Annotated in this window: 22 protein-coding genes; 14 read left to right on the top strand and 8 right to left on the bottom strand. The window is 39.4% G+C overall.

Annotated features, from left to right (window positions below; all coding sequences use genetic code 11):
- The first annotated feature begins 566 nt into the window (after positions 1 to 566).
- Positions 567 to 2,060: a sodium:proton antiporter gene (locus AWW67_RS09565; protein ID WP_062301404.1), complete on the top strand. Its 1,494-nt coding sequence runs from the start codon at positions 567 to 569 to the stop codon at positions 2,058 to 2,060.
- A 158-nt stretch (positions 2,061 to 2,218) separates the two neighbouring features.
- Positions 2,219 to 2,365, top strand: coding sequence for a hypothetical protein (locus AWW67_RS09560; protein ID WP_260311397.1), 147 nt, complete (start codon positions 2,219 to 2,221; stop codon positions 2,363 to 2,365).
- On the opposite strand, the gene AWW67_RS09555 is transcribed toward AWW67_RS09560, so the two are convergent.
- Positions 2,366 to 2,788 (bottom strand): Fur family transcriptional regulator, encoded by a 423-nt coding sequence (locus AWW67_RS09555; RefSeq protein ID WP_062301401.1) that lies wholly within the window; start codon positions 2,786 to 2,788, stop codon positions 2,366 to 2,368.
- 83 nt (positions 2,789 to 2,871) lie between these two features.
- Complete coding sequence (locus AWW67_RS09550; protein ID WP_245620807.1) at positions 2,872 to 3,198, bottom strand: DUF6787 family protein; 327 nt, start codon at positions 3,196 to 3,198, stop codon at positions 2,872 to 2,874.
- A gap of 146 nt (positions 3,199 to 3,344) precedes the next feature.
- Here AWW67_RS09550 and AWW67_RS09545 point away from each other — a divergent pair, with 146 nt between their 5' ends.
- Positions 3,345 to 4,271 carry a universal stress protein gene (locus AWW67_RS09545; RefSeq protein WP_062301399.1) on the top strand — a complete coding sequence of 309 codons (927 nt, stop codon included), beginning with the start codon at positions 3,345 to 3,347 and terminating at the stop codon, positions 4,269 to 4,271.
- Between the two features lies 1 nt (position 4,272).
- Here the strand turns inward: AWW67_RS09545 and AWW67_RS09540 are convergent, their stop codons facing one another.
- A complete protein-coding gene (locus AWW67_RS09540; protein ID WP_062301397.1) occupies positions 4,273 to 4,854 on the bottom strand; it encodes a hypothetical protein in 582 nt (193 codons plus the stop codon).
- On the bottom strand, positions 4,851 to 6,368 hold the full coding sequence (gpmI, locus tag AWW67_RS09535) for a 2,3-bisphosphoglycerate-independent phosphoglycerate mutase (protein ID WP_062301395.1): 1,518 nt from the start codon (positions 6,366 to 6,368) through the stop codon (positions 4,851 to 4,853). Before gpmI ends, AWW67_RS09540 begins: the two co-directional genes overlap by 4 nt.
- Positions 6,369 to 6,480: 112 nt before the next feature.
- On the opposite strand from gpmI, the gene AWW67_RS09530 reads away from it, so the two are divergent.
- The 6 genes from AWW67_RS09530 to AWW67_RS09505 all read left to right on the top strand — a co-directional run bounded on the left by AWW67_RS09530 (position 6,481) and on the right by AWW67_RS09505 (position 12,426).
- On the top strand, positions 6,481 to 6,912 hold the full coding sequence (locus AWW67_RS09530) for a DUF4783 domain-containing protein (protein ID WP_053223920.1): 432 nt from the start codon (positions 6,481 to 6,483) through the stop codon (positions 6,910 to 6,912).
- A gap of 31 nt (positions 6,913 to 6,943) precedes the next feature.
- Positions 6,944 to 7,801, top strand: coding sequence for a carboxylating nicotinate-nucleotide diphosphorylase (nadC, locus tag AWW67_RS09525; protein ID WP_062301394.1), 858 nt, complete (start codon positions 6,944 to 6,946; stop codon positions 7,799 to 7,801).
- A 110-nt stretch (positions 7,802 to 7,911) separates the two neighbouring features.
- Entirely contained in the window at positions 7,912 to 8,409 is a 498-nt protein-coding gene (locus AWW67_RS09520; RefSeq protein WP_053223918.1) for a PH domain-containing protein, read from the top strand.
- 78 nt (positions 8,410 to 8,487) lie between these two features.
- Positions 8,488 to 9,351 carry a DMT family transporter gene (locus AWW67_RS09515; RefSeq protein ID WP_062301392.1) on the top strand — a complete coding sequence of 288 codons (864 nt, stop codon included), beginning with the start codon at positions 8,488 to 8,490 and terminating at the stop codon, positions 9,349 to 9,351.
- A gap of 89 nt (positions 9,352 to 9,440) precedes the next feature.
- Positions 9,441 to 9,773, top strand: a complete 333-nt coding sequence (locus tag AWW67_RS09510; RefSeq protein WP_062301391.1) for a PadR family transcriptional regulator — start codon at positions 9,441 to 9,443, stop codon at positions 9,771 to 9,773.
- 37 nt (positions 9,774 to 9,810) lie between these two features.
- A complete protein-coding gene (locus AWW67_RS09505) occupies positions 9,811 to 12,426 on the top strand; it encodes an FtsX-like permease family protein (RefSeq protein ID WP_062301389.1) in 2,616 nt (871 codons plus the stop codon).
- 168 nt (positions 12,427 to 12,594) lie between these two features.
- On the opposite strand, the gene AWW67_RS09500 is transcribed toward AWW67_RS09505, so the two are convergent.
- On the bottom strand, positions 12,595 to 13,623 hold the full coding sequence (locus tag AWW67_RS09500) for a hypothetical protein (RefSeq protein WP_141655425.1): 1,029 nt from the start codon (positions 13,621 to 13,623) through the stop codon (positions 12,595 to 12,597).
- A 181-nt stretch (positions 13,624 to 13,804) separates the two neighbouring features.
- Between AWW67_RS09500 and AWW67_RS09495 the strand changes: the two genes are divergently transcribed.
- Together AWW67_RS09495 and AWW67_RS09490 are read left to right on the top strand one after the other, a co-directional pair.
- The gene (locus AWW67_RS09495) at positions 13,805 to 14,824 is read left to right on the top strand and encodes a helix-turn-helix domain-containing protein (RefSeq protein WP_062301385.1); all 1,020 of its coding nucleotides are present in this window, start codon (positions 13,805 to 13,807) and stop codon (positions 14,822 to 14,824) included.
- A gap of 105 nt (positions 14,825 to 14,929) precedes the next feature.
- A complete protein-coding gene (locus AWW67_RS09490; RefSeq protein ID WP_062301384.1) occupies positions 14,930 to 16,501 on the top strand; it encodes a PQQ-dependent sugar dehydrogenase in 1,572 nt (523 codons plus the stop codon).
- A 157-nt stretch (positions 16,502 to 16,658) separates the two neighbouring features.
- On the opposite strand, the gene AWW67_RS09485 is transcribed toward AWW67_RS09490, so the two are convergent.
- The 3 genes from AWW67_RS09485 to uvrA all read right to left on the bottom strand — a co-directional run bounded on the left by AWW67_RS09485 (position 16,659) and on the right by uvrA (position 20,583).
- On the bottom strand, positions 16,659 to 17,027 hold the full coding sequence (locus AWW67_RS09485) for a VOC family protein (RefSeq protein ID WP_260311395.1): 369 nt from the start codon (positions 17,025 to 17,027) through the stop codon (positions 16,659 to 16,661).
- Between the two features lie 54 nt (positions 17,028 to 17,081).
- Positions 17,082 to 17,561 (bottom strand): DUF7000 family protein, encoded by a 480-nt coding sequence (locus AWW67_RS09480; RefSeq protein WP_221405255.1) that lies wholly within the window; start codon positions 17,559 to 17,561, stop codon positions 17,082 to 17,084.
- Positions 17,562 to 17,763: 202 nt separating this feature from the next.
- Positions 17,764 to 20,583 carry an excinuclease ABC subunit UvrA gene (gene uvrA, locus AWW67_RS09475; RefSeq protein ID WP_062301380.1) on the bottom strand — a complete coding sequence of 940 codons (2,820 nt, stop codon included), beginning with the start codon at positions 20,581 to 20,583 and terminating at the stop codon, positions 17,764 to 17,766.
- Positions 20,584 to 20,861: 278 nt separating this feature from the next.
- Here uvrA and AWW67_RS09470 point away from each other — a divergent pair, with 278 nt between their 5' ends.
- From AWW67_RS09470 to nth, 3 genes are read left to right on the top strand one after another with little or no spacing between them, the layout of a single operon-like run.
- A complete protein-coding gene (locus AWW67_RS09470; RefSeq protein WP_053223323.1) occupies positions 20,862 to 21,461 on the top strand; it encodes an RNA polymerase sigma factor in 600 nt (199 codons plus the stop codon).
- Positions 21,436 to 21,672 (top strand): hypothetical protein, encoded by a 237-nt coding sequence (locus AWW67_RS09465; protein ID WP_053223324.1) that lies wholly within the window; start codon positions 21,436 to 21,438, stop codon positions 21,670 to 21,672. Before AWW67_RS09470 ends, AWW67_RS09465 begins: the two co-directional genes overlap by 26 nt.
- A gap of 14 nt (positions 21,673 to 21,686) precedes the next feature.
- The gene (nth, locus tag AWW67_RS09460; RefSeq protein ID WP_053223325.1) at positions 21,687 to 22,340 is read left to right on the top strand and encodes an endonuclease III; all 654 of its coding nucleotides are present in this window, start codon (positions 21,687 to 21,689) and stop codon (positions 22,338 to 22,340) included.
- The last annotated feature ends 19 nt before the right edge of the window (positions 22,341 to 22,359 follow it).

The following is a 22,359-nucleotide window of genomic DNA, read 5'->3' as shown; positions in this document are numbered from 1 at the left end:
GTCTTTCAAATCGCTAAAACTAACCGCAAAACACCGAGCGTACTAAGCAACTTTTAGAACTTATCGCAGAGGATCGACTATAAAGTTAGTTGAATAAATTGGTCGTGACAATTTTTTGTTACACTTAATTTTAACCAAATACAGTATAGCTTATCCGATCACCCCATAGAATTTTCTTCGGTAATAATTTTTCATAACCTATAGAACAGCTATTGCGTAAGGCTACACCATTGGCATTCATAAAGAATAGTCACGGGATTGATTGATTAACCTACTGATTTTTATTTTTGCCTTTCGAATAAATATCCTTTGGTCAATCACACAATCATCTAAAATTGAGCCTAGAAATAAGTAAAGGCTTGTTTAAACTTTAGAGCCAGCTTAGAGCACATTGCCTCATAAGTTTAAGAATTTTAAATATCGAGTTGAACATTTCCTTTGTCCACTAGAATTTGATTTTTGATTAACATTGGTTTTACCACTAATGCTTATCTTAGCCCAAAATCTACAAAGTGAATTTGTATTCTCGAATCAGAAGTATACTTTAGCGACACACAGCGACTTTAATGAAAAACAGACTACTACTAACATTGTGCATGTTGTTTATGGTTTTTATAGCCAAAACTGAAACTATGAATGGGCTTGAGCCTGAAATTTCAGTTACTGCTATAACCACAGAAGAACTGCCAGCGGTTTCAATTGACGATTCTGCTGATGCATCTTCTGACGAAGAGCATGTATCTCCAGCGGGTTGGTCAGTAATTCCATTTGCCTTGTTACTGATAATGATTGCCACAGGCCCATTATTTTACGAGCATTTTTGGCATAAGAACTACCCCATTATTGCGGTTTCATTGGCCGCAATTGTCGTTTTGTATTATTTGTTTGGGGTTGGTGATGTAAATCATCCTGTACATGCACTTGCCGAATACGTGCAGTTTATAGCTTTGCTGTCTTCGTTATACATTGCTTCTGGTGGAATAATGATTGATGTGGATAAAAAAGCCACTCCTATCACCAATGTAGGCCTATTACTCATTGGTGCTGTTATTTCTAACCTTATTGGTACCACAGGAGCATCAATGCTTTTGATTAGACCCTTTGTTCGTTTGAATAAAGGCAGAATTCAGCCATACCATATCATATTCTTTATTTTTATGGTAAGTAATGTGGGTGGAGCTTTAACCCCTATTGGTGACCCTCCCTTATTCCTTGGCTTTTTGAAAGGTGTACCTTTTGGTTGGACACTTGAACATAATATTATCCCTTGGGCAACTGCTTTAGGTCTGTTATCAATAGTGTTCTACATTTTTGATAAACGTAATACTGATGAAGACTTAGAAGAGATTTCAACCTTCACTAATAAAACTACTATTCTTGGTTCCAGAAACTTTATTTGGCTAGCCATTATTATTGCTTCTGTTTTTATTGATCCAAACGTAATTGAAGGCGTTCCTGCCATTCACTATCACGGCCAGAAGTTCTCGTTTATTCGCGAATTGATAATGTTCACTGTGGGCTTTCTATCTTACCGATTTGCCGACAAACGAGCCATTAAAGGAAATGAATTCAATTTTGAACCAATTCGTGAAGTCGCCTTTATCTTTATTGGAATTTTCGGTACAATGATGCCAGCATTAGCTCTGGTAAGTGAGTTTGCTCAGTCAGAAACAGGTACTGCTCTTATTACGCACAACACCTTGTACTGGGGAACAGGAATTCTTTCTGGATTTCTAGATAACGCGCCTACTTACTTAAACTTCTTGGCAGCAGCTATGGCTTCGCAAGGGGGCGATATTGCAGTAATCAGTAATGTACATGATTATGCAGTAGGAGGTGTTTATGATGACTCTGTATCTAAATTAATCGCCATCTCACTTGGTGCGGTGTTCTTCGGAGCTATGACCTACATAGGTAATGGCCCTAACTTTATGGTAAAGTCTATTGCTGAACAAATGGGGATTCATATGCCTTCATTCTTTGGCTATATATTAAGGTATTCTATACCTATTCTCTTACCAATACTATTTGTTATTTGGCTTATTTTCTTTACCCATTAGGTTAAATGTAAAGCAGGAAAGGCTGCAGCATTATTGATTTTGTGTAGAAACATTTTGTAACTTCATTTCTCTGATGTTTAGAAATGAATAGTATTTACTTCGATCTAATTTTAAGCGGCCTCACTTACGTGATTCTTACGTATTTGATATTTCAGCTTATGAAAAGGAGAAAGGTGAATAATGGCACAGATGATGATGAAGGAGGCGTAAGTGAGTTTATACCTCCACATATTGATTTACCTCCTGGTGTAGTTTGGCCCGACTCTCCGCTGGTGAAAAAACGAAAGCCCGAAAAAACATACTAATTACTGCTGCTTACATTTATCACAAATACCCGTAATTAAAAAATTACTTTCTTCGCCCGTAAAGCCTCGAGGTAATTTCACTACCGGAATTTCAACATGCTCCAAACAAGTGGTTTGTTCGCATTTATTACATTTAAAATGAATGTGATTATGCTGATGACTTCCTTCAGAGCAAGTATCGGCACAGAGTGCATAGCGAATTCCACCTTTGTCATCGAGTATTTTATGAATTAACCCTTTGTCTAAAAAAGATTTCAGAGTTCTATAAATTGTAACCCTATCGTACTTTCCATCTACAGCCAGCTCAATATCAGAATGAGAAACGGCCACTTGATGATTTAGAAAAACATCAATAACATCTGCCCTACCTTGTGTAAGCCTTAAGGCGTGATCTCTTAAAAGTTCTTTAATATGATTGTCCACGTAATAAAGATAGTTATTAGAAAGTAGAATGCTACATCCAAATTTTAAGTTCCTTATTTATTGGGCAGATAGGCCTCAAAGTGTTAAACTTTCTTTTTTCTCTTTCTAAAAAGTTTTCCTATTGAATTGAATGTCTTCTTCTCCCACTTCCAAAAAAAACTAAACTGGCCTAGCAGGGTTCCATAAAATAAGAGCAGAATTTGATACAAGGGTGGAATTAAGAGCAGATATAAAAAAACGCCTTTAATGCCTGTAAGGCTTTCAATACCAAAAAGCTGAAAAACATATGGCTTTAAAAACACAACAGATGTACCTGTAAGTGAAAATACAACCAACACTAAAACCACCTGAATGAGCGAATTGAGATTCCATCGCTCTTTCATCTTCTCTAAAAACTGTGTATTTGCCAAACCTTTTACCTTTTTAAAAGCGCACGAAGTTAGGCATGTTGATACCAATCACCAACCATAAATAAAACCTTATCAAAAAAACCTCAAATACGTGGGTATGGGCTAATTATTTCAATAAATTACATCAACAAATTTCCTGATTAAAGATGTACGATTTAAGCAAGTTTCAGAGAATGATGGTCTGTTTAGACCTAACCGAAATGGATAAAGGCCTTATCCAATATGCGTCAATGATAGCACGCGTTTTTGAAATTAATTCTGTTTACTTTTTGCATGTAGCTGAATCATTAGAGCTACCTGCAGAGATTCAAGAGAAATACCCTGACCTAGTTGCACCACTAGACGAAACGCTTGAGCATGAAATAAATGCTAAAGTGCAGGAGAGTTTTGTTTGTCCAGAAGGTTGCGATGTCCAAATAAAAGTAGCTACAGGAAAAGTGACTGAAGAAGTGCTAAAAATGGCCAAAGTCAAAGTAATTGACCTTATGATTTTGGGCCGAAAGCATCACCGCTCTAATGCAGGCTTGAATTCAAGCAAAATCGCGAAGAGCTCACCTTCTTCAGTAATTTATGTGCCAGAAAACCCAAAACTTGAACTTAATAAAATATTAATCCCAATTGATTATTCAGAGCATTCTCAAATGGCTTTTGAAATAGGCATGGGAATTCAACAGCAAACGGGTGCCATGCTAATGAGTAACCACATTTATAGAGTTCCAACTGGTTACCACAAATCAGGCAAGAATTATGAAGAATTCGCTGAAATAATGCTTGAGAACACTAAAAAGGATTCCGAGAAATTCTTCAAGAAAATGGAGCTTGGCGATGTAAAGTTTGAACATACCTTTGCCCTAGATGATGATCCGCACCCAGCAGATAAAATTTATAAAACCGCTTCGGAAAAAGGTGTAGACTTAATCATTCTTGGATCAAAAGGACGTACCAGTGCAGCTGCCTTTTTAATTGGTAGTGTTGCCGAAAAATTAGTTTATGAAAGTGGTGATATTCCTTTGTTCTTGGTAAAGAAAGGGAAAGAGAACCTAAGCCTACTTGAGGCACTGTTCCGCTTGTAACCTATTTACCAATTGTAGCTTTTAGGCTATAACTTAGTTCATCTTTTAAGATCATGTTCTGATCTCCAGAAATAGTAAAAGAGCTCAAAATTGATTTTCCTTGTTCATTTTGGAAATAGAGATTGAGCTCTTTTTCAAATTTATAGATTGGGTTTTTGTCTCTAATTATAATGCGAATGCTTACCAACTGGTTGTCAGTATAATTATATTCAATTGACCGAACAGCTGGCCTTTCATTTTTGGCCGAATCAATCACTTTTTTTGTATTTACCCCGGTTGAAAGCTCTTCTGTGGTGTAAGAAGTTTCCAAGCCTAATTTATTGATGTCGGCCTGATAAAAGAGCCCTAACTCCTCTTTCCATTGTTTTGCAGAATCTAACTGAATTGTTACCCTATCCGTTTCTCCGCTCACATTAAGCTCCTTGGTCAAAACAGGTTTCTCTACTTCAAATTGAGCAATTTGTTCGTCTAATAACTCGACAAGGTCAAAGTAAGTGCCTGTTCGTATGGGTTCAGACTTCTGGCCTACTGTACAACCAAACAGCATTAGAGAAAGTAAAAACACTAGATTTTTCAATTTCATAAGAGTATATCTCCGCTCATTTCTTCTGGAATTTCAAGCCCCATTAAGGTTAAAATGGTTGGGGCTAAATCGCCCAATTTACCATCTTTCATTTGAGGCTTCAATTCCTTGTCAACGAGAATACAAGGAACCAAGTTCGTTGTATGTGCAGTATTTGGACTACCATCTGAGTTTACCATAATATCTGAATTACCATGGTCGGCAATTACTATTGTGGTATATCCGTTTTTCAAGGCTGAATCAATCACTTCTCCAGCACATTTATCTACCGTTTCGCAAGCTTTTACAGCTGCATCAAAATCACCAGTATGCCCTACCATATCAGGGTTAGCAAAATTGAGACAGACAAAATCCACTTCCCTTTTATCTAACTCTTTTACAATTTCGTCCTTAATATCATTCGCACTCATTTCTGGTTGCAAATCGTAAGTGGCCACTTTTGGCGAAGGACATAAAATTCTTTTTTCACCTTTAAACGGAACCTCACGCCCACCGCTAAAGAAGAAGGTAACATGTGGGTATTTCTCTGTTTCAGCAATTCTGATTTGCTTTTTACCTGCTTCGGAAATTACCTCGCCTAAGGTGTTTTTCAAGTTATCTTTATCAAACATCACCTTTACACCACTGAATGAGTCATCGTAATTTGTGAGGGTAACGAAGTAAAGTTTCATGGCTTTCATTTCCTGTTCAGGAAAATCACGCTGAGTGAGTGCTTGGGTAATTTCCCTTCCTCTATCTGTTCTGAAATTGAAGTAGATGACTACATCATCTTCCTCAATTGTAGCCAATGGAGCACCATTTTCTGTATGAATAATTGGAATAATAAACTCATCGGTAACGCCTTCAATATATGATTTAGCTATGCTTTCAGATATATTTTCTGAATTTACACCAGCTCCTTTAACCATGGCATCATAAGCCAGTTTTATTCTTTCCCAGCGGTTATCACGGTCCATGGCATAATACCGACCAATCACAGAAGCTACTTTTCCGGTAGTTTTTTCCATGTGCGCCTCTAGGTCTGCCATATACTTTATACCTCCTTTTGGGTCAGTATCTCGGCCATCAGTAAAAGCATGTACAAAAACATCTTTCAAACCTTGATTGCCTGCAATGCTGAGTAGGGCTTTTAAATGGTTGATGTGAGAATGAACCCCACCATCTGAAAGTAAACCTAAGAAATGAACCTTCTTGGAATTCGTTTTTGCGTAGTCTAAAGCAGATTTCAATGTTGGGTTATCCGCCAAAGTGTTTTCTTCCACAGCCTTATTCACCTTCACCAAATCCTGGTAAACAACTCTACCAGCCCCAATATTCATATGACCCACTTCTGAATTCCCCATTTGGCCAGCCGGCAAACCAACCGCTAAACCAGAAGCTTCTAATTTAGAATGAGCATACTTACTATAAAGTGCATCGATTACGGGAGTTTTGGCATGATCAATGGCAGAAACGGTAGAATCGGTACCTAAACCCCAACCGTCTAAGATCATTAAGAGAACGCGTTTTTCCATGGGGGCAAATATATATTATTATGATCTGGTTTGTAAGTCCAAAGTGATTGTATTAATTTGATTCTGAACTAACCTAAGGAGAGTAATAATTGGCATTATTTTCGTTAAACTAATGGCTAAGTCACTAAAAATGAGGAATAAAAACATCGTTATTACTTTCATGTCTCTTTTGCTAGTGTTCAGCACCTTTACGGGTTTTGCGCAAACACCAGAAGAAAAATTGATAAAAAACGTACAAGAGGCATTGAAGTCTTCGAGCTCGCGAGAGCTTGTAAAATACCTACACGAAAGAGTTGAAATTAAACTCGACAACGAAAAAAAGGATTATAGCACCAACCAAGCAGAGATTGTTCTGAAGCAATTTTTTCAGAAAAACCCTGCTGATTCCACAGAGTTTATTCACGAAGGAAATTCAGATGGAGGAATTATTTATGCCATTGGTTCTTATGTTTCGAGAAACAAAAAATATAGAGTTGTTCTAAGGGCAAAGAAATATAAAGCAGACTATAAAATCTATCGCCTTGAATTTACCGAAGACCGATAAGCCCTTGCAATCTATTTAGTATTTTTGGCCTATGTGGCCGAAATACATTACAGAAAAATCTCTCGATCAGTTTATTGAAAACGCTTTAGCCGAAGATATTGGCGATGGCGATCATTCATCATTAGCATCAATTCCAGAAAACGCAGAAAGCTCAGCGTATCTGCTTATGAAAGACAGCGGCATTATTGCTGGTGTGGAATTGGCCGAAATCATTTTCAAAAAATTAAGTCCTTCTATTAAAGTAGAGGCCTTGGTAAAAGATGGCGATGTAGTCAAAAAAGGCGACATCATCATGCGGATCCACGGCAGCTCAAGGGCCATTTTGTCTGGTGAACGCTTAATGCTCAACTGTATGCAGCGCATGAGCGGCATTGCGACTTACACCAATAAGTTGAATTCTCTGATTTCTCACACCTCAACAAAACTTTTAGACACCCGAAAAACCACCCCTAATTTTAGGCTGATGGAAAAATGGGGTGTTTTTATTGGCGGAGGCGTAAACCACAGGTTTGGCTTGTATGATATGATCATGCTGAAAGACAACCATAACGATTTTGCTGGCGGAATAACTCAGGCAGTATCTGCAACAAAAGACTATTTAGAACGCACGGGGCGCGACCTTAAAATTGAAGTAGAAACCCGTAACTTAGAGGAAGTTAAAGAGGTTTTGAGCTTGGAAGGCGTACATAGAATTATGCTCGATAACATGAGCCCAGCATTAATGAGCGAAGCTTTGGCTTTGATTAATGGCCGTTTAGAAACCGAAGCTTCCGGTGGCATTACCGAATCGACCATTGGGGCAGTAGCAGAAACTGGAGTAGACTATATTTCCGTTGGTGCACTTACCCATTCGGCAAAAAGCCTGGACATAAGCCTGAAAGCAGAATAATTTGAAAGTTAAGAAACGCAATTTTTTAGTGTTAATGATTGAAGCCTTGGTTTTGATCATTATGTTTGTGTTCCTTTTTCGACACTGTGCGAGTTAGCAGGTAAATTATCATGATTGTAAAAACAAAAAAATACGCTTTAGATAAAAAAGCTTACATCCGTGCGGGGATGAGAAACATCCTTAAAGAGCAATGGTGGGTAGTTTTAATTGCTATTGGCATTTCAGCCATGGCCTTCGTTATACCTTCAAACTGGTGGTGGATTGGCGCTTTGATTGCCTATGTATTGTATCTACTTTTTTGGCTTATTCAGTTTACGGGAGTCACTCAGTTAGAACAAAGTAAAATGCTTTTCGATAAGCTTTCTTACGAAATTGACAGCCGTCAGATTTTAATCAAAATGAATTCTAAGCAAGGTATGCCCATGAAGTGGGAACAGATCAAATATGCTTGGATGGACAAAAAGCAATTTGTGCTTGTGGTAAACAAAGCCCAAATGATGATGTTCCCTTACACTGTTTTCAAAACTCAAAACGAAGTAAAATTCGTAGAGACGATTATGAGACGTAAGGGCTTGATTAAAGGTCAAAAAGAGCAAACAGAGAAATAAGAAAGGTTAATACCTTACTAAAAGCACGGTTATCAAATAGCCGTGCTTTTTTCGTTATTTGCTACCTAATTCAGAAAATTGAAATCACGTTACTACATCGAGGGATTGATTGCCGTTTTTCTCTTTGGCATTACCCCAATTTTTATCAAGGAAGTTTCTGCCAATGCGGTAACTATTGGCTTAGTGCGCTTAGTGATTGGCGCAAGTTTTTTGTTTTTCTTGGCAGGAAATAAGAACCTTAAAAAGCTCACTAAAAAAGACTGGAAGGCACTTGTTATCATCGGTATTGTTTTCGGGGCGCATTGGATCACCTACTTTATGAGTGTAAAACTTGCCACTCCGTCCATGGCCATTCTCTCGGTCTCGTCATTTGGGCTGCATATGATTTATTTAGACTGGGCGATTAACAAAAGAAAACCATCGCCTTATGAAATTACCGCAGTCTTAATAGCCTTATTCGGTATCTATTTAATCGTACCGGCTTTCGATTTAAAAAATAACCTTACAACGGGAATTCTAATTGGTTTGGTTAGTGCGGCCTTTTTTGCCATTCTGCCTTTTATTCAACGTAAAAACCAGCATATAGACTCCTTGACAAGGGCATTTGGTCAATACACTTTCGCACTTGTTGTTTTTCTGCCCATGTCATTCGAATCCAATTGGGATTTAACCCAACAAGACTGGATTTACCTTGCAATTCTCGGTACCGTATGTACGGTAGGCGCACATACTTTATGGCTACGTGCCTCCACCATTTTGCCGCCAACCAACACAAGCCTTATTTTCTATTTGGGTACGCCAATCGCCATGGTTACCAGCTTTATTTTCTTAGATGAAGCAATGCCTGCTCAGAAAATCGTAGGAGCGGCATTGATTATTTCTGCTAATGTTTTGGGTGTATTCATCAGTAGAAGAAAGAGTAAGAGAGCTCAAAGGGCTTAAATCAATTCTTCTTCCTAATTTTTATTACATCCAATTTTCATATTTGTAGATTTTGATTATGTTTGTTCTACAAATACGAAATTTGGAAAATGAAAGGAACGCAATTAGGTGAATTTGAAGAGCTGGTATTGTTGGTGGTAGGCGTATTATTTCCAGAAGCTTACGGCCTAAATATCCGCGAAGAAATAATTAACCAAACCAAAAGAAAAGTAGCGATTGGCGCAGTACACTCTGCCCTTAGCAGGCTCGATGAAAAAGGCTTCCTAGAATCTGAATTGGCCGAAGGCACCCACGAACGTGGAGGTAGACGAAAGCGCCTTTTTAAGATTACCGCTAGCGGCAAACAAGCCCTTGAAAAAAACCACGAATTGAGAAACTCTCTTTTCAGCCAAATTCCAGAAATGGCCTTAAAAATAGTGTAATCCATTGGGCCTACAACCAACATATGAGCCGCCTAAAATGGCTGTCAAACTGCTCTCGCTTGTTTGCAAAAATGACTTGTTCGAAGAAATAGAGGGCGATTTATACGAATACTATCAAGGCAAAAGGAAAGAGAAATCCAAACCGGTAGCGAACCTTTATTACTGGTTTCACATGCTTAATTTTTTACGCCCCTTTGCCATCAAAAAACTCGGTCAAAACTCAAATACAATCATCATGTGCAGAAGCTATTTCAAATTTACTTGGCGCGGAATGCTCCGCCAAAAACTGCAAACCAGTTTTCATTTACTTGGGCTTATTGTGGCCTTTTGCGTTTGCGGATTTATTTACTCGCACATCAAATACGAGTCGTCTTACGATTCATTTCTAGATAATGCTGATGACATTTATCGTGTGGCATGGATGAACGAAAACCCACAAACCAGAACGCCTCATCCAATGGCCCAGGCCTTGGTCAACGATTTTCCTGAAGTGATTGATGCGGTCAGTATTTCGCCAATTTATGGCCCTGGACTTACCAAAACCACCATTCCGCTTCGGAACGAAAAACGCGAGGTGGGCTTTAACGAACCCAACGGTTATTTTGCCGACAGTACCTTTTTCGATGTTTTCAGCTTTAAGGCTGTGGAAGGAAACCCAGATAAAGCATTGCGAAAGCCTTTCGGAATAATTCTTTCCGAATCTATGGCCAAACGCTATTTTGGAGATGAAGAAGCTGTGGGTCAAATGCTTTCGTTTATGGGAAATCCAGATATGCTGGAAGTGGCTGCGGTGATTGAAGACGCTCCGAAAAACTCACATTTCCATTATAATTTCCTGATTTCTTATGTAACGTTGAAGTCATTGCAGTTCAACGATCCGTGGATGTCGTGGGATGATTTTGGTCATTTCAATTATTTGAAGCTAGCGCCCGGAACGGATGCAAAAGCCTTTGAAGCAAAAATTCCTGATTGGGCACCAAAGTATTTAGACTGGGGTGAAGAAAGTTTGGCTTCTCTGAAAGCTGGTGATTTGAAATTTGAGTTACAGCCTGTCCAAAGTATTCACTTACATTCGAATATTCGCTGGGAATTGGAAGCCAATGGTAGCTACAGTTATTTGCTTATTTATGGTATCAGCGCTTTGTTCATTCTGCTGATTTCAATCATTAATTTTGTGAATTTGAACACAGCAAAAGCTGCGCAAAGACTCAAGGAAGTTGGGGTGAAGAAAACTTTAGGTGCCTACAAGTCTCAGGTGTTTTCGCAATTTATTTTCGAAGCGCTTTTCACTACTTTCTTGGCGCTTGTGCTTTCTTTTGTGGCCATGTATATGCTGGAAGCTCCCTTCAATCAATTGGTCAATGGAAACATTTCCTTTGCGGATTTATACCAAACAGACGTTATTTTGCTTTTGCTTTCAATCACCATTGTGACCGCACTTTTATCGGCCATTTATCCTTCATTCTACCTCAATTCTTTTGAGGCTGGGCAAATCTTGAAAGGCTTAAAACTGAGCAAACTGGGTGGTAATAATGTTAGAAATGGCCTTTTGGCAGTGCAGTTGATTGCGGCCATTGTGATGATTAGCGGTAGTTTGGTAATCAAACATCAAATCACTTTTCTAAAGGAAAAAGACCTTGGCTTTAAGCAAGACAACCTGATGGTTTTGGAAGTGGATGGTTATGACCCAAGAACGAAACTGGTTAAAACTGAATTGCTGAAAAATTCAGCAGTTACAGGAGCCACCGCAGTGTCCAATATACCTGGTGGGCAATTTAACCAACATCCGATTTATGCTGAAAACAACCCTTCTGAAAGAGTAGATGCTTCTGAAATGTTTGTGGATGATGATGTGGCCGAAGTACTTGGACTGAAGGTTTTGGAAGGTAGAATGCTGAGTAAAGCATACGCTGCAGATTCCGCAGGGCGTTCTTTTGTGCTGAATCAATCGGCCATCAACCAATTGAATCTTACAGACCCAATTGGCAAACAATTGGTTTGGGAAGACAATGAAAACTTGGTGAAAGGCACTATTGTAGGCACAGTAGAAGACTTCCATTTCAGGTCATTGCATGAACCTATCAGGCCGATGATTATGCTGATGCAGCCGTTGAACTCTAACTTTATGTTAGTAAAAGTAAACCCGACTGACCTCAGTCAAACAATTTCTAAAATTGAAGCCGATTACAAAGAAGTTATTGCGGATGGTCAGTTCAGTTATCAGTTTTTAGATACCGAAATTCAGGACTTGTACAAGGAAGAATCGCGCACGCTTACGCTGATTACTTTGCTTTCGGCCATTTCCATTCTATTGGCTTGCGGTGGACTCTTGGGTATTATCTCCATTGTGATTAAGCAGCGCGTAAAAGAAATCAGTATCCGTAAAATTATGGGCGCTTCGGCTTCTCAAATTCTATGGCTGATGAACTTTAAATACTTGTTAATTGCTGGTATTTCGCTGCTGATTGCCGTGCCTGTTTCCGTCTATTTTATGAAAGACTGGCTCAGCAATTTCACTTACCAAATTGGAATAGATCCTTTGGCCTATGTGCTTACTGCAATAGCGGTGCTGTTCTTGATTGGCTTTACCATTACACTCATTTCCATGAAAACCGTAAAAAGCAATCCTGTAAATGCGTTGAGGAGTGAGTAGTTTTTTTGAAGTCACCAAATCCCCCGCTGGCGGGGTGGGGCATGGGGTGAAAATAGGCTAGAAAGTATGAGTGGTGTTGAAAGAATTGTTGGTGTAAAGTTTTGGCTATGAAGCGTGGTACGGAGCGACATGATTTATAGCCTTTGTTGTGCACAGTTATATAATTTCTTAGTAATAGAAATAAAGTCCGAATTCATTACTGATTTGTGAGTAGATGTCTTTAAACTTCTCTTTACGTTCTTCCTTCGAGAATGAATGGTCGATAATTGCCTTAGAAATAAAGAGTACTTGTCTTATATACTTTCTATCTGGCGAATGATATTTGATAACATTCCCAAACATCCCATATCGATCTTCTTTCCTCAGTTCATCATACTCTTTTTTCAATGATAGAGCCCCAATTTCTATGCTCTCCTCATCTGAGATTACATGATTGGTCTTTACTTGCATAATTCCCATAGAGGTTTCATTTCCTGAAATTCTTGTCCAAATTCTTTCAATCAATCGAATAAATGGTGGGCGATTAAAGTTCTCAAAGATTAAAATTGAATACACAACAATTTCAAATTGTATATCACCTTGTGAAATTGGGTTTATCAGAGCACCATACTTGTCCTGAAGCTTCTTGTACATTCTTTGGATATACTTTCTTTTCCTAGGAATCAATTCAGGTAAGTATGCAAGTCCCCTCTCTCTATCAGAGCTTGGTTCTGGGAGCCCCATTTGGCTATTACCTACCTGATAAAGGAAAAGAATTATTAGCAACCAAATCTCATTCTTGATTTCACTAAAATCTGGTAGCAGGACATCTATGCTTGAAATGAACTTCTTCTGAATGATAGTTGCAAATACCAAAATTGCTAAGTAGTGAATTAGAATTCTCGGCCAATTGACAATTCTAGATCGGCCATACAAATAAATAACAGAAACTCTAAGAAGAAGGTAGAAGTAAACTATCCAAATGACCTTGTCAAGATTCAAAGGAATGTTCGAGTATTGGATCAAGGCTGATGTGATTATCAGGTAAACGGTTGGTCCAACCGCTTTAATCATGAAGTTAAGCGATAGAGCTTCGTCTTTCTCATCGAGAAGTGAGAACTTTATATAGCCCCTTGAATAGGACTTACTACCAATCCAATTCTGGATATAGAAAAGAATTATTGCTAGAATAAAGTATATGGCAATTGACCAATTCATTTTTTTTCTAATTGTGCACAACATTATGTATCAGTCACATTTATAACTGATCTCCATAAATATATTAAATTTTATCACTTTACATCTCTTTCCTTATTCACAACATCAACCTACCCTAAACAGAACCGTTACATAGAAGCAGTCTTTTTCTATCTTTATCCTATCATTCTAAAACCTCAAGATGTCAGTACTTTATTTGCTCTCCAGTTTGGGGGTAATCAACGGATTATTGATTGGTGTTTTTCTGGTTTTTCGCAACCAGAATAAAGTAGCGAATGCCTATTTGGGCGGTCTGTTATTGGCATTGAGCTTACGGATTGGTAAATCTGTTTTCTATTATTTTGAAGATAATGTAGACTTACTGATTCTTCAAATTGGGCTTTCGGCTTGTACTTTTATTGGGCCATTCTTTTACCTCTACACCAAAGCCATTTACAAGCAACATCGAAAAATTCATATCAAGGATGTTGTGCTGCTCTTGCTCCTTTTGGTGTCTATTGTAAGTATAGGTTTAATCTACCCTTACCAAACGCTGCCCGATGTATGGAGAGGTTATGTAGTTTATGGAATCTATATCAATTGGGCTGTATTCACATTATTGGGTTTGTACTACGCTGTCAAAATGCTGAAACCTGTAATACTCAAGCCCTCCGCAATGACTAAGTCACAGCAGCATTTGGCCATACTCACCATTGCGCTGCTCATCATCAATTTGACTTATCAGATGGCGCTATATGGTTTGTTTACCTACATATGGGGGGCGCTTATTTTTTCCTTCACCTTATATTTTCTCTTGGGCAGGATGTTGATTTCCAGCAAGTTTTTCTCCCCTAAATCTACCGACCAACCTCTTGCAGATGCTTCAAAAAAATTGGAGGAACTGAATGTCCTCATGGATACACAAAAACCATATATCAATCAGAAACTAAAACTGGACGATTTGGCTGTGCAGGCTGGGCTTACAAAACACAGTCTGTCCAAACTATTGAATGAAGAGTACCGACATGGCTTTGCGCAATATGTAAAAGAGTTTAGAGTAAAAGAAGCACAGCAATTAATTCATACTAGGCATGAACTTTCGCTGGAGGGCATCGGCTTTGAAGCAGGCTTTAGCTCCAAATCATCTTTTTTTGATGCATTCAAAAAGATCACGAATTCCACCCCTTCGGAGTATAGAAAAGCCCGGCAGTTGGTGGCATAAGCTACAAATTACTCCAGAATGATCATTCTGGACTTCTTATCTCCGATTAATTCGATTTCTTGACGGTACTGCTCGTAATCTTGGCTGAACAAATCAATTCATCCAATGAAAATTAAAGCATTCTTCTTTTTCGCTGTCATAAGTATAAGCCCGTGTTTTGCCCAAACAGACCATGCGCAAATCGCCAAAATACTCAACCAATTTATTGTGGGTACCCAGTATAACTATCCAGACTCGATAGCCATGGCTTTCCACCCGGGCACCCGAATGTTTCTTTATAATGGAACCGACTCGGCCTATTTTATGACCTCTGAGGAATATGCCGCATTGTATGGACGCAGGGCGCCAGGTACGTTGAATAATCGACCATCAAAAATCATCGGCATTGAGATTGTGAGAGATGTGGCTTATGCCAAATTGGAGATCGATATTCCATCTTTTGGGAATCGATATCATGATTTACTCTTACTTAAAAAAATCCTTGGCCAGTGGAAAATTGTGGGCAAGGCCACTTCAGCAGGGCCGATTCCTAAAGCGCCAGAAGCGTTCACGCCAAACCCAGCAAAGGAAGTGGTACTGGCAGGACTCAACAAACCTTGGAGTATGGCCTTTATTTCAGAAAACGATGTGCTTATTGCTGAAAAAGATGGAAGTCTTCTTCGTGTTAATTTGGAAACCAAAGAACGGAAAGCCATTTCAGGATTACCCAAGGATGTGGCAAGGGCTGTGGAAATTGACACTGCAAAATTCGAGAAAGGCATTTTCCCTAATAGTCTTCATGGCAAAACTCTAAGCGCCAACGCTGGCTGGTTTCAGGTGCTCCTTGACCCAAGTTTTGACCAAAATAACTATGTATATATTTCCTATGCTGCTGAGAATAAAGCGCGCGCCAGCACCACCAAAGTTATTCGTGGAAAGCTGATTGGCAATGAGCTGAAGGAGGTGGAGACACTTTTTGTAGCAGAACCTTATGTGCATGGGCTTTATCACTATGGAGGAGGTATGATCTTCGGCAAAGATGGCAAGCTATACATTACCATAGGAGAGCGTAACTTTTTTGAGTATATGAACCCAGAAGTTCCAGTTGCGCAAGACGTAAAAGACAAGCGTGGAAAGGTCATCAGAATTAACTCTGATGGGAGTATTCCAAAAGACAATCCCGATTTTGGATCAGATGCAGTTCAAGGGTTGTATACCATTGGCATTCGTGCCTCGCAGGGCCTGACCATACACCCAGAAACGGGAGATATTTGGTTTAGTGAACATGGCACCAATCAAGGAGATGAACTGAACATTCTGAAGCCAAGCGCGAACTATGGGTGGCCGAATGTTACTACGGGCAGTTACCGAACGGATTACCAACCAAAGGCTATTCCAGAAGCTACTTTTACCGATCCATTATATTCATGGGACCACACTGTTGCGCCAACAGGGTTGACTTTTTATTTAGGCAGTGAATTTCCATTATGGAAGGGAAATCTGATTGTGCCCGGATTGAGTAAAGGCAGCTTGTGGAGAATGGTGGTTGATGGTGATAAAATCATAAGTGCCGAAGAACTATTCATCAATAGCAGGGTGAGGTTAAGAAAAGCAGTAGTTTCACCCGCAGGGCAACTCTATTTACTTTCAGATGAAGAAGATGGTAAACTGATTCGGGTGTTTAACGGGAAGCGTTAAGAAGAGGAGTAGAGAGGCGTGATTCTCTAAGAAATTGGCGGACTTTGTAAATACACACAAACATCTCGGAAAAGCCTGAAATAGCTATGTTATATATACGCTGTTGCTTCAAATTGGCTTTTCTACTGGTTCAAGTTTGCAATCTGATCTGTTTATTCTAAAATTTAAAGTCTTTTATCGGTGAAGAAATGTCCACTAAAGTTCCGTTCGGGTCTTTCAATAGTAGTCGTCTTTGTCCGTAAAACATGTCTCTCGGTTCGCTAATAATTTCAAATTTTTCCGATTCGGCAATTCTAAATATTTCGTCCACATTGTCAACTACAAATGTCACATAGAATCCTTGTGGATTGTTTTGAAAATCTTTCGGAACAATTTCATTCGTTCGGTCAATTATTCCCAATTCCAGATTTTTGTTTTTTGAGATTAAGTGTACAAACCAATCACTATCAAAGTCCACCTTAAAGTCGAATAGTTTTGTGTAAAAATCTCGACTGGCCGCTAAATTGTCCGAGCAGATATTCGTCATTATTCGATTAATTGCCTTCATATTTTCCTTTTGTAGTTCAAGTTTAGACTTGAGTCAATTTAGTGTTTTTAGATAGTTCAATATTTCTTCCGAGATAGTAATCATTTTAGCTTCTATCTGTTCGGTTAGTTTGGCCAAATTGTTGAAATCAGGATTTTCAACTAAAACCGCTTCAAGAATTGAGTATGCTGGCATTTCGTCTTTGTCATTGTTCCACTTTGTGCTTTTTGATAATTCCCAGTATTTCTGTTGAATCGGCTTTGTATTTCCAAGTAGCCAAACCTCAAACCTCATTTCTAAGTGATTTAATACTAGTCCGAGTTTTAGTTTTTTAGTTTTTAAAAAATCGTTCGAATAGTAAAAATATGTGTAGTCCATATATCCATGAAGAATTCCCGTAAACGAATATTTATCAGAAAGCCCTTTACTAAACTCCGCTCTCAACTTCATAACAAATTTGACTAATTCGTTGTAAGCAACTAAGATGTATCCCTTGTCTAATTGCTCTTTATAAATTGCGACATATTTATTCAAGTCCTCCATTTAAATATCTCTAAAACTCTTCCGTTTCGTTGTTTTTTAAGTTTAAGCACAGCAGTATACATCAGTCACATTTATGACTGAGAACCATAAATATATTCATTTTTATGCTGTCTAAATGCTATATCGGAATAGCAGTCACTGGCCAACTTATAATTTGACATGCAATCCAGAAAATGCCTTAAGGTGAGAAGTTTTACTTACCCATATCCTCAGCCAAATACTGCGCGGTGTAATTGTCTTTGAGTTTGACCATTTCTTCGGGGGTGCCTGTAAAAGTGATGTTTCCCCCTTCTTGTCCACCCTCTGGGCCAAGGTCAATAATCCAGTCGGCCAGTTTGATGACTTCGGTATTGTGCTCAATAATGATGACGGAATTGCCTTGCTCAATCAGTGCGTTTATGGCTTTCATCAATTTACTAATATCATGGAAATGAAGACCTGTGGTCGGTTCATCAAAAATGAAAAGAATGTGTTCTTTGTCATTCGATTTTCCTTTTCCTAAATAGAAAGCCAGTTTCACCCTTTGCGCTTCGCCTCCACTAAGCGAGTTGGAAGACTGCCCTAAACGGATATAGCCCAAGCCCACTTCTTGCAGCGGCTTCAGTTTACTATGCACTGCTTTTTCATTGGCGAAGAAGTCCATAGCATCATCAATGGTCATGTCCAATACATCGGCAATGCTTTTGTCGTTATAGGTGGCTTCTAGAATTTCTTGTTTGAAACGCTTGCCTTTGCAGCTTTCGCAAGTCAGCTGAATGTCGGCCATAAACTGCATTTCAATTTTCACTACACCTTCACCTTGGCAAGTTTCGCAACGACCACCATCTACGTTAAAGGAGAAAAATGCAGGCTTATAACCACGTTGCTTCGACAGAGGTAAATTGGAATACAAGGCCCTGATGGCGTCATAAGCTTTTACATAGGTAACTGGGTTTGAGCGGGATGATTTACCAATGGGGTTTTGATCGATGAACTCGATTTGGGTTACCTTTTTGGTGTCACCTTCCAGCGCATCCATTTTGCCTGTTTGCTCACCTACGGTACCTAACATTTTACCCAACGAAGGGTAAAGAATTTTCTTTACTAAGGTAGATTTTCCCGAACCACTTACCCCCGTAATTACGGTCAGCACGTCCAAAGGAATATCAACACTCACGTTTTTGAGGTTGTTTTCTCTGGCGCCTTTTATTTTGAGCACATCACGCCATTTTCTTCTGTGTTCAGGAATAGGCAATTTTTCTCTTCCGCTCAAATAATTGGCGGTATGACCTGTGCCATTCTGAACCAGCTCATCAATCGTGCCTTGAAAAATCAACTCTCCTCCATGCGAACCTGCATCGGGGCCAATGTCAATAATTTGATCAGCTGCCTGCATCACTTTTTCTTCGTGCTCTACCACCACAACGGTATTTCCCAAATCGCGCAGGGTAAGCAGTACAGAAATCAGTCGGTCGGTGTCGCGAGGGTGTAAACCTATACTCGGTTCATCCAAAATATACATGGAACCAACCAAAGCGCTTCCCAAGGAAGTAGACAGTTTAATACGCTGAAACTCCCCGCCTGACAAAGTGCTGGTCAATCGGTTGAGGGTAAGGTAACCTAAGCCTACTCGACCCAAATATTCGAGTCGGTTCTGAATTTCTTGGAGTAGCCTTTTGGCTATTTTTTCTTCATGCGCAGTAAGCGGAAGCTTATCGAAGAAAACTGCGGCCTCTTTTACAGGCATTAGTACGATGTCGGTAATGCTCTTTCCGTCCAGTTTTACGTAAGCAGCATCTTTTCTTAATCTGGTGCCTTTACATTCTGGGCAGTCGGTACGGCCACGGTAACGCGAAAGCATTACGCGGTACTGAATTTTGTGTGTTTTCGACTCTAAATGTTCAAAAAACTTATTGAGCCCTTTAAAGTATTTGTTCCCTGTCCAAAGCAGCTCTTTCTCTTTTTCCGTCAGTTCCGCGTAAGTTCTGTGGATGGGGAAATCAAACTCAATGCCGTGTTTTAATAGCGGCTGCAACCATTTGTTCATGGTTTCGCTGCGCCATGGAGCAATAGCACCTTCATATATCGAAAGCGATTTATCGGGAATGACCAAGTCAATATCAATTCCTAAAACTTTCCCAAAGCCCTCGCAGCGTTTACAAGCGCCAAAGGGATTATTAAAGGTGAATAGGTTAACACTTGGTTCTTCAAACAAAATTCCATCTGCCTCAAATCTGTCTGAAAAAGCCGTTCGGCCTTCACCAATCACTTCAACAATACAATCCCCTTGCCCCTCAAAAAGGGCGGTTTGTACCGAATCTGAAAAACGGAATTGGGTGTCTTCATTATGGGCTACAACCCCTCTATCAATCAGGATTTCTAAGTCTTTGGAAACAATGTCCTTTTCGTCCTTGAGTAAATCTTCTATAAAATAGGGCTCGCCTTTGGCTACAACACGGGTATAACCTTTTTGTAGCAAGAGGTTCAGTTCTTCTGCTACGCTACGCTCTTCTTTCTGAATCAGCGGACAAAGTATCATCACCTTGGTGCCTTCTTCTTTGGCCATCAAAAACTCTACTATACTGGTTACGCTATCGCGGCTTACCTCTTTACCACTTACAGGGCTAAAAGTTCTACCAATACGCGCGAAGAGTAATTTTAGATAATCGTAAATTTCGGTAGTAGTGCCTACCGTAGACCGAGGGTTTCGCGTATTCACCTTTTGCTCAATGGCAATGGCTGGCGAAACCCCTTTGATATAATCCACCTCAGGCTTTTCCATTCGGCCTAAAAACTGGCGGGCATATGAACTCAAGCTTTCCACATACATGCGCTGCCCTTCAGCAAAAAGCGTATCGAAAGCCAGCGATGATTTTCCAGAACCAGAAAGGCCAGTAACCACTACCAGTTTATTCCTTGGAATGGCCACATCTACACTTTTGAGGTTATTTACTCTAGCTCCTTTAATAATAATGAACTCTCTGGGGTTCAGGTCATCAATAGGGGTAGGGCGGCTAAGTGTTGTTGAATTCATAAGATTGCAAAGATAACAGAGCTAGCAACTAATTGTTAACTGAAAAATAATTACCTTTTTCAGAATTAAATTCTAAACTCTGGCATTATACTTGATTAAAGTTTTGCGATAGTCTTGAAAGCATTAGCCTAAAACTTGAAAATCAAAAATTACGATCAAATATTTGTAATCTGTATTTGAATCAATACATTTGAGATTGTTACTTTCATTAATCCATTTCCAAAAACTAAACATTACCGTATGATATAAACCTCTACTTAGACCTAACAATAACTAACATGAGGAAGTACGAAGTAAGCGATAGCCAATTAATATCGCTATACAAAAACGGTAATGAAGACGCATTCGCGGAATTAGTCTCACGTCACAAAAACAAAATCTTTACTACAATCTATATGATTGTAAAAGACCATGATCTTGCAGAAGATTTATTGCAGGAAACTTATGTAAAAGTGGTGAATACAGTAAAGTCTGGACGCTACAATGAGGAAGGTAAATTTCTGCCTTGGGTGAGCCGAATCGCACATAATTTAGCGATTGACCACTTTAGAAAGGCCAAGAGGTACCCTACAATTGTGATGGAAGATGGCAGCAATGTGTTCAACAGTTTAGAGTTTTCTGAAGAATCTATCGAGGATCGTCAAATAAAAGAAGATACACACGCGTTACTTAGGGAGTTAATAAAAGAGCTACCCGATTCACAGCGAGAAGTTCTTATGATGAGGCACTACATGCAAATGAGCTTTCAGGAAATTGCTGAAGTAACAGATGTTAGTATCAACACCGCCCTTGGTCGTATGCGTTATGCGCTCATCAATCTTAGAAAAAAGATGGACAAAATGAACGTTGCGTATGATAAGAACATCTACCCAGAATGACCTGATCAGATACATATATCAGGAGACCGACACAGAAGAAAATATCGAGATTCAAACTGCTGCTATTTTAAATGGCTCGCTGGCGCATGAGTTGCATGAACTTGAGCAAACAGTGAAGTCTATTACGGCAGCTGAACGAGTACCTTCTGAGTCGGCTATCGACAAAATACTAAGTTACTCTAAATCCTATGACCTTCATTCCTTGAAATAGCCTAATTTAGGGGCATGACGAGGAAGCAGAGATACGAGGCTTTTATAGCATACTTTAGTGAAAACCAACCACAGGCCGAAACGGAACTGCAATATGGCAATCCGTTCGAGCTGCTCGTGGCTGTGGTTTTGAGTGCGCAATGCACCGATAAGCGAATCAATATGGTTACGCCCAAATTGTTTCAAGATTTCCCTACCCCGGCCCATTTAGCGGCTTCTCATTTTGACGAACTTTTTCCCTATATAAAAACCGTTTCGTACCCTAACAACAAAACCAAGCACCTTTTGGGCTTAGGCAAAATGTTGGTGGAAGATTTTAATTCTGAAATTCCAGAAACCATTGAGGATTTACAGAAACTGCCCGGTGTAGGCAGAAAAACAGCCAATGTGATTACTTCTGTAATTTGGAATCAGCCCAGTATGGCGGTAGACACGCATGTATATAGAGTCTCCAAAAGATTGGGTTTGGTGAATCAGAATGCCAATACCCCCTTGGCAGTAGAAAAACAATTAGTTAAACACTTACCAAAAGAGGTGATTCCCTTGGCGCATCATTGGCTCATATTACATGGTCGCTATACTTGCTTAGCCCGTACTCCCAAATGCGAGTCATGCGCTTTAACTTCTTTTTGCCGTTATTTCGAAAAAAAGGAAGGAATAGCACGATAGCGCCAGTTGATTGTTCACC

It is taken from the genome of Roseivirga seohaensis (genome assembly GCF_001592945.1).
Lineage (GTDB): Bacteria > Bacteroidota > Bacteroidia > Cytophagales > Cyclobacteriaceae > Roseivirga > Roseivirga seohaensis.
Note: the sequence above shows the minus strand (reverse complement) of the source record. Positions and strands in the feature narration are given on the sequence as shown.